Source organism: Pseudomonas sp. G1002, assembly GCF_013385455.1.
Lineage (GTDB): Bacteria > Pseudomonadota > Gammaproteobacteria > Pseudomonadales > Pseudomonadaceae > Aquipseudomonas.
The window spans coordinates 29,625-36,806 of the sequence record NZ_JACAPY010000059.1; the positions used below are offsets into that span (position 1 = coordinate 29,625).

General features: G+C 64.5%; 5 protein-coding genes. 1 reads left to right on the forward strand and 4 read right to left on the reverse strand.

What is annotated here, in order from left to right; genetic code table 11:
* Positions 1-122 precede the first annotated feature (122 nt).
* A complete protein-coding gene (locus HX801_RS31015) occupies positions 123-1,862 on the forward strand; it encodes a dipeptidase (RefSeq protein ID WP_177023367.1) in 1,740 nt (579 codons plus the stop codon).
* Positions 1,863-1,896: 34 nt separating this feature from the next.
* Here the strand turns inward: HX801_RS31015 and HX801_RS31020 are convergent, their stop codons facing one another.
* The 4 genes from HX801_RS31020 to HX801_RS31035 form a co-directional block, all read right to left on the reverse strand.
* Positions 1,897-3,636, reverse strand: coding sequence for an ABC transporter ATP-binding protein (locus HX801_RS31020; RefSeq protein WP_177023368.1), 1,740 nt, complete (start codon positions 3,634-3,636; stop codon positions 1,897-1,899).
* Complete coding sequence (locus HX801_RS31025; protein ID WP_177023369.1) at positions 3,630-5,423, reverse strand: ABC transporter ATP-binding protein; 1,794 nt, start codon at positions 5,421-5,423, stop codon at positions 3,630-3,632. The genes HX801_RS31020 and HX801_RS31025 overlap by 7 nt, the downstream gene beginning before the upstream one ends.
* A gap of 91 nt (positions 5,424-5,514) precedes the next feature.
* Positions 5,515-6,474 carry a FecR domain-containing protein gene (locus HX801_RS31030; protein ID WP_177023370.1) on the reverse strand — a complete coding sequence of 320 codons (960 nt, stop codon included), beginning with the start codon at positions 6,472-6,474 and terminating at the stop codon, positions 5,515-5,517.
* A gap of 8 nt (positions 6,475-6,482) precedes the next feature.
* Positions 6,483-6,992, reverse strand: a complete 510-nt coding sequence (locus HX801_RS31035) for a sigma-70 family RNA polymerase sigma factor (protein ID WP_087694914.1) — start codon at positions 6,990-6,992, stop codon at positions 6,483-6,485.
* Between the last annotated feature and the right edge of the window lie 190 nt (positions 6,993-7,182).

The window sequence follows — 7,182 nt, forward strand, 5'->3', positions numbered from 1 at the left end:
CCGGACAAATCCCACAACGGGGGCTCCCCTCCTGCGCCCTCCCGATGGTAGTGTGTGAAATTGTTTCTGACCTTTCGATCAGACATTTCTCACTCACTCCCTGCAAAGGAATGCCCCCAGCAATGGATTTTTCCCTCAAGCAACTGGCCGTAGCCACCCTGATGGCCGCCAGCCTTTCGGTGTTCACCACCCAAGCTCAAGCCAACCTCACCCCACAACAGAACGCCGTCATCCTGAAGACCTTCAGCGATGCCTCGGTCAAGGATTTCCGGCAGTTCCTCGCCAGCCTGGCCAAGAGTGACGTGGCCAAGAGCGACAACCTCGGCCCGGCCATCAGTGCCTTTCTCGACAACAAGGACCTGAGCGCCGACCAGCAGAATGAAATCCATCGCCTGCTGGGCCTGTATGCGCGGGTGAAGTACGGTGCGGCCGCCACTGAAACCCTGCGTGAGCTGGTGGAGATCCCGACCTTCCAGGTCGCCGGCGTGGCCCAGCACGACAATCCCGAGTTCATCAAGATCGCCGCCAAGATCAAGAGCCTGGCCGAGTCGTTCAACCTGAACTTCCGCAACATCGACAACCGCGTCTACGAGATTTCCCTGGAAGGCAGCGGCGATGAAGTGGTCGGCATCCACGCTCACGCGGACGTGGTACCGGTAACCCCGGAAAACTGGGTGCTCAAGGACGGCACCAAGCTCGACCCATTCAAGGTCACGCTGATCGGCGACCGGATGTATGGTCGCGGCACCGAGGATGACAAGAACGGCATCGTGGTGGCGATGTACGCGATGAAGGTGATCAAGGAAGAGAAGCTGCCGCTGGCGCGCAATTTCAAGCTGCTGGTGGATACCACCGAGGAAACCTCCGGCGACGCGATCCCGTACTACTTCGAGCACAACCCAACGCCCAACTACAACCTGGCGCTGGACGGCGGCTACCCGGTGGTGATCGCCGAGAAAGGCTACGGCACGGTCATGGCCAAGTTCCCCAAGCGCAAGGCTGAAGGCAAAGGCGCAGAAATCATCTCGATGACCGGCGGCAAGGCCACCAACCAGATTCCGTCGGCGTCGGTGGTGACATTGCTCAGCGACAAGCCTGCCGAACTGGCCGCCAGCCTGCAAAAGGCCGGCAGCGAGTACGCCAAGCGCAATGGCGGCGACTTTGAAGTGGCGGCCAAGGTCGTCGGCAAGGACGTTCAGTTGACCGTCACTGGCGTGTCCGCCCACTCCTCCGAACCGGAATCCGGGGTGAACCCGGTAGCCAGGGTCCTCGACTTCCTCAACAGCCTCGACGGCAAGGTCGCGCTCAAGCACAACCAGTTCACCGACGCCGCGCACTACGCCGCCAACAACTGGGGCCTGGATTACCTGGGCGCCAAGCTGGGCGTGGGCTTCTCCGATGCGTTCATGGGCCCGCTGACCACCTCGCTGACCTATGTGGGCGAAGATGACACTACCTTCAAGCTGGCGGTCAACCTGCGGGTGCCAAAGGGCAAGTCACCGGAAGCGCTCAAGGCCGAAATCGCCGACAAGCTCAGCGCCTGGACCAAGAAAAACCACGTGGCTGTGACCTTCGATTACTCGATCGCCGAGGCGATGTACCGCAACCCTGAGGGCGAGTGGGTCAAGGCGCTGTTGGCGGTGGCCAGCGAGAACCTGGGCATGGAGCACAAGTACGGCACGTCTGCCGGCGCTACCTCGGTGCATGAGCTGCCCAACGGCGTGCAATTCGGCCTGGCACGGCCGGAGGTCAAGTACACCGGCCATACCGACAACGAGTTCAAGACCGTCGACCAGTTCCTGCTGGACCTGCAGATCGTCACCGAAATGATGGGCCGCATCGGGCAACTGCCAAAGCTCTGACCTGCCCTTCGGACCCGCCGCCCTGGCGGGTCCACTAAGCGATACGCCAGCCTTTCGATGCTCGCCGCTGCGCGAGGAACCGGGCATAGCGCCCTTGCCTTGCGGTCAATTGCTCAGGCGTGCCCTGCTCCACGATCCGGCCTTCATCGAGCACCACGATCTGGTCGGCCATCACCACCGTCGACAACTGATGCGCGATCACGATCAGCGTGCATGTGCCGCGCAAGCGTGCCAGGGTTTCGGCGATGACCGCCTGGTTCTCGGCGTCCAGTGCTGCCGTGGCTTCGTCCACCAGCAGGATCGGCGCGCCCTTGATCAACGCACGGGCGATTGAGACACGCTGACGCTCGCCACCGGACAGGCGTGCCCCGCCCTCACCCACCGTGGTCGACAGGCCCATGGGCAGGCGCTCGATAATCTCTTGCACGCCAGCCTGCCGCGCGGCCTCCAGTACTTGTGCGTCGCTGGCGTCGGGCTTGCCGAGGCGAATGTTGTCGGCGACGCTGCCCTGGAACAGGTACGTGTCCTGGAAGATCTGGCTGATCTGCGCGTTGAGCTGCTCGCCGGACATCTGTCGCACGTCCACGCCACCGATACACACCTGGCCCTGGCTGACCTCGAAAAACCGTGCGACCAACCGCAACAGCGTGGTCTTGCCCGAACCGGAAGCCCCCACCAACGCGGTCATGCTGCCGGGCTCAATACGCAGGTTCACCCCGCGCAGCACGTCCCTTGAACCGGCCGCGTGGCGAAAGCTCACATCGAACAATTCCACCGAGGCATCCCGTGGAGATTGCGGCGCGCTCGGCGCCTTCAGGGGCGACGCGGCCAATATCTCGCGCACCGCCTCAAGCTGCACCCCGGCGCCGCGCAACGTTTCGCCATAGCCGGCCACCTCCAGCAACGGGTCGATGAAGCGGCTGACCAGCAACAGCGACACCATCACCGCAATCACCGAGCCCACGTGCAAGGCATTTCCCAGGTAAGCGTCAAGCCAGAGCGCGGCGGCGATCAACAAGGCCGCGAACACCACCTGCACCAGCCACATGTTCAGCAGAATCGAGGTGGCGGACAGCAGGATCAGGCGCGCCCCGGTCACGTGCTGCTGCTCGATCGCCCGTTGCAGGAACACCGAGCTGCCGCCGCCACTGAAGGCACGCAACACCGACTGCGACTGGGCGAACTCCAGCATGCGCTGGCTGGTGTCGGCCGAGCTGCGCTGGAACGCCCGGTCGGCGCGCCGCCCAAGGCGGGCGCTGAGCCAGAACGCGCCGCCGAGAATCGGCAACGCCAGCAAGGCGATCAGGCCCATTTTCCAGTGCAGCACAAACAACGCCAGTACCAGCACCAATGGCGTCACCACGCCGCTGAGCACCGGAGTAAATACATGGGCCGGCAGCTGGGCCACGGCCATCATGCCCTGGGTCACCACCTGGTTGAGCCGCGCCGTGTTATCGGGCGTGAACCAACCGACAGGCAGTTCGGCCACATGGTCGCCGATGCGCTGGCGCCCGCCTTGCAGCACCGCCACACCGACCGCGACGCCAGCCTTTTCAACCTCGCGTCGCGTGGCCCAACACGTCGCCACCGCCGCCAGGAACACCACCAGCCACAACGCCGCTTCGGCCAGATCACCGTTGAGCATGTCGGTGAGTACCGGCACCAGGGCGGCGAGGGTCAGCCCGCACAGCGCACCGTAGAACATCACTTTCCCGACATAGCGACGGAAGACCGGCCCGTCATCGCCCAACAGTTCGATAAAGGTTTTCAGCATGTCGGCAGCGCCTGTTCGCGGGTCTGTTTGTAACCGCCCGACGCCCACAGGCGCGCATAACGGCCCTCTTGCGCGATCAGTCGAGGATGGGTGCCCTGTTCAACAATACGGCCGTTTTCCAGCACGATGATGTGGTCGGCGTGCATCACGGTATCGAGGCGATGGGCAATCACCAACAGCGTGCGCCCTTGGGCGAAGCGCGACAGCGCCTCCTGGATTGCCACCTCGTTTGCAGCATCGGCGGCGGCCGTGGGTTCATCCAGCACCAGCACCGGCGGCGCCAGTAATACTGCGCGGGCGATGCTGATACGCTGCTGCTCGCCACCGGACAACTGCGCGTCCTCGCCAATCACCGAGGCATAGCCCCGTGGCAAGCCGATGATGCACTCATGAATATTCGCGGCCCGTGCCGCCGCCTCGATTTCCTTGCGGCTGGCGCTGGGCCGGCCGAGGGCGATGTTTTCGGCAACGCTGGCGTGGACCAGGCGCACCTCTTGCAGCACAAAGCCGATCAGGTTGTAGAGCTGCGAGGTCTCGATCTGCCGCAGGTCGACGCCGCCCAGGGTGATACGCCCCTCGGTCGGGTCAAAAAACCGCAGCAGCAGGCGCGCCAGGGTCGACTTGCCCGAACCCGAGGCCCCGACGATCGCGGTTACGGTGCCAGGCTTGAGGGTGAAGCTGATGTTCGACAGTACCGGGTGCTGCGGGTCGTAGGCGTACCCGAGGTTTTCGACGCGTACTTCGGCGTCCTTGGGCAAGCGTTCGCACCCCGGCTCCACCTGCGCCAGCACCGGCGTCGCCAGCAGTGCCTGCACGCGCTGGGCCGCGCCGGTGGCGTTGTCCAGATCATGCACGATGTAACTCAGCAGCATCAGTGGCGCGCAAATGCCCGGTGCGACAATGGCGAACGGCAGCACCTCCACCGCGCTGATCCAGCCCAGGCTGACAAACACCAGGCCAAACGTCAGCACCATGGCGAGCACCGTCACCGGGGCGATCATCGCGTTGGCATTGGCCATCGTCCCCACCAGTGGCCGGGTGAACTCAACGAAGGCCTCGCTGAACTCATCTACCGCCTTGCGGTAACTGGCGTGGGCCTTGCCGGTGGCACCGAAGGCCTTGACCACCGGAATGCCGTTGACGAACTCGACCACCGCGTTATTGACCCGGGTCATGCGCTCGACAAAGGACTGCATGTGGCTGCCGCTGGCTTTCATCGCCCGGGTAAAAAACAGCAAAAACCCCGGAAACGGCAACAGCGAGACCAGCGCCATGCGCCAGTCCACCATGAACAGATAAGCCGCCGACAGCAGCACGGCCCCGGCACAACGGCCCACGGTGGTGTAGAAATGCGCAGTCAGGCTGTGCAGGGTGCCGATGTCATCCTGCATCGCCTGCTTGACCTCGCCCGACGCCCGCTCGGTGAACCAGCCCAGCGGCACCTGGCTCAGGCGCTGGGCGATGGCCAGGCGCAAGTGGCGAGTGATGTGGTTGTCGGCCAGGTGCGCGACCGTCTCCGCAACTGTCATCAACAGCAGGCCCGCGAACAGGCTCGCCAGGCTGAGGTTGATGGTCAACCAGACCTCGCCCGATGCCTGGGCCATCGACGGCGCGCCGAGGGCGACCCTGGCGATATGCACAATGCCCCCCAGCGGCACCAGCGTCAGCATACTGCCCACACCGGCCAGCAGTGCCGCAGCGATCAGTCGCCCGCGCACCGGCCGCAACACTTGCGAGACCGCGCCCCGCCCCCTGGGTTTGGCCGCAGCCACATCCTTGTTACTCATGAAGTCTCCCTGACTGAATGAGCCTTTGCTCGCCCTTACCTTATCTTCCGAACGAGCGGCCAAACCCCTCAATCGAAACCTCAAGGAATTTTCAGGCAGGGGCGCGGACCGTCACCCAATAGCGGGTGCGCCGCACCACCTGGATCGGCAACGCGGCGGCCAGGTTGTCCAGCGCCAGGTCGGTATTGTCCAGGTGCAATACACCGCTGACCCGCAGCATCGCCACCTCAGGCGCACAGCGCAGTACACCGGTGCGGTAGCGTCCCAGCTCGGCGATCAGTTCGTCCAGCCGGGTACCATCGGCCACCAACAGGCCCTTGACCCAGGCGATGCTGCGGTCAGTCACCGCCGCAGTCGGCTGCACGGTGTCCCTGGAAACCGTGGCGCCTTGACCTGCCGCCACCCGCGCACCTGCGCCATGGTCGGGCTGCACCTGCACGGCGCCCTCAAGCACGGCCAACTGGCAGTTGCCGTCGTCGCATTGGCGCAGGCTGAAACGCGTGCCCAGGGCATGAAACACGCCCTGGCGACTCTGCACCCGAAACGGCCGGGGTGACGGCGCGGTCGTGATGAAGACCTCGCCGGCCCGCAGCAGCACCAGGCGCTGGTCGTCATCGAACTGCACGTCAATTGCTGAAGCCGGGCCCAATACCAGGCGGGTACCGTCGGGCAATACCACTTCGCGAACTTCACCGGTGCGGGTGCTATGGCCGGCACTCGCCAGTTGCCAGGCGTCTGTGTGGCGCACGCCGTAGGTGAGGCCACCGGCTGCGACCAACAGGCCCAGCAGGCGCAGGGTGCTCCGGCGGTCGGGGGAGTCGGGAGCGTCGGGTTCGGCCAGGCTGTGCCTGGCCACCGGCGCGGGGATGCTATGGAGTTTTTGCTCGAAGCCCAGCAGGCGCGTCCAGGCCAGTTCGTGATGGGGATGTTCGGCGCGCCAGTGCAGGCAGTTGGCGTGGTCTTCGGCGCTGGCGTCATCGGCCCACAGGCGGGCCATCCAGGCGGCGGCGCGCTCGATGATATCCGGGGAGATTGGCTGCTCGGTCGACATTGCGAGGGTCAGCCGTACAGGGTCTGGTAGCAGGCCAGCAGGCCGGCGGCGATGTACTTTTCCACCGAGGAGACGGAGACCTGGAGCTTGGCGGCGATCTCGCGGTAGCTCAGGCCATCGAGCTTGCACAGCAACAGGGCCTGGCGCGCCTTGGGTGGCAGGCTGTGCAGGGCGGCGTCGATTTGGATCAGGGCCTCGATGGCCAGGGCGCGGGTTTCTTCATCGGGGGCGCAGGGTTCGGGCAACAGGGCCAGGGCTTGCAGGTAGGCGGATTCGATCTGGCGGCGGCGGTAGAGGTCGATGACCAGGCCGTTGGCGATTTGGGTCAGGTGCCGCCGGGATTCGCCGGTGGGCGGGAGTTGGCCCTTGCGCATGAGTTGCAGGTAGACGTCGTGGGCCAGGTCGGCGGCGTCGAATGCGTTGCCCAGCTTGCGGCGCAACAGGGTACGTAGCCAGGCGTTGTGGTCGACGTATAGATTTTCAACCTGGCGTTGAAAGGCGAACTGTCCGATGTTCACAAACCTCTCCTTTTACCCAATGGGCCCGGGGGTGCTGGGGCGATTGGGCTGGTAATGATTTGCAAGACTATCGGCTCTGGGCTGCGGGTGCAATGCGGGGGGATGGCGGGGGGGATGGCGGGGTTATGGGTACATATCCGTTGCTGCGGTCACGGCTGCTATTGGTTCCGCTCTTACAGCGGCTCACTTT

What these genes read in the sequence shown, in the direction of transcription:
- HX801_RS31015 (WP_177023367.1), top strand. Translation starts at nt 123, where the DNA reads ATGGATTTTTCCCTCAAGCAACTGGCCGTAGCCACCCTGATGGCCGCC.
- HX801_RS31020 (WP_177023368.1), bottom strand. Translation starts at nt 3,636, where the DNA reads ATGCTGAAAACCTTTATCGAACTGTTGGGCGATGACGGGCCGGTCTTC.
- HX801_RS31025 (WP_177023369.1), bottom strand. Translation starts at nt 5,423, where the DNA reads ATGAGTAACAAGGATGTGGCTGCGGCCAAACCCAGGGGGCGGGGCGCG.
- HX801_RS31030 (WP_177023370.1), bottom strand. Translation starts at nt 6,474, where the DNA reads ATGTCGACCGAGCAGCCAATCTCCCCGGATATCATCGAGCGCGCCGCC.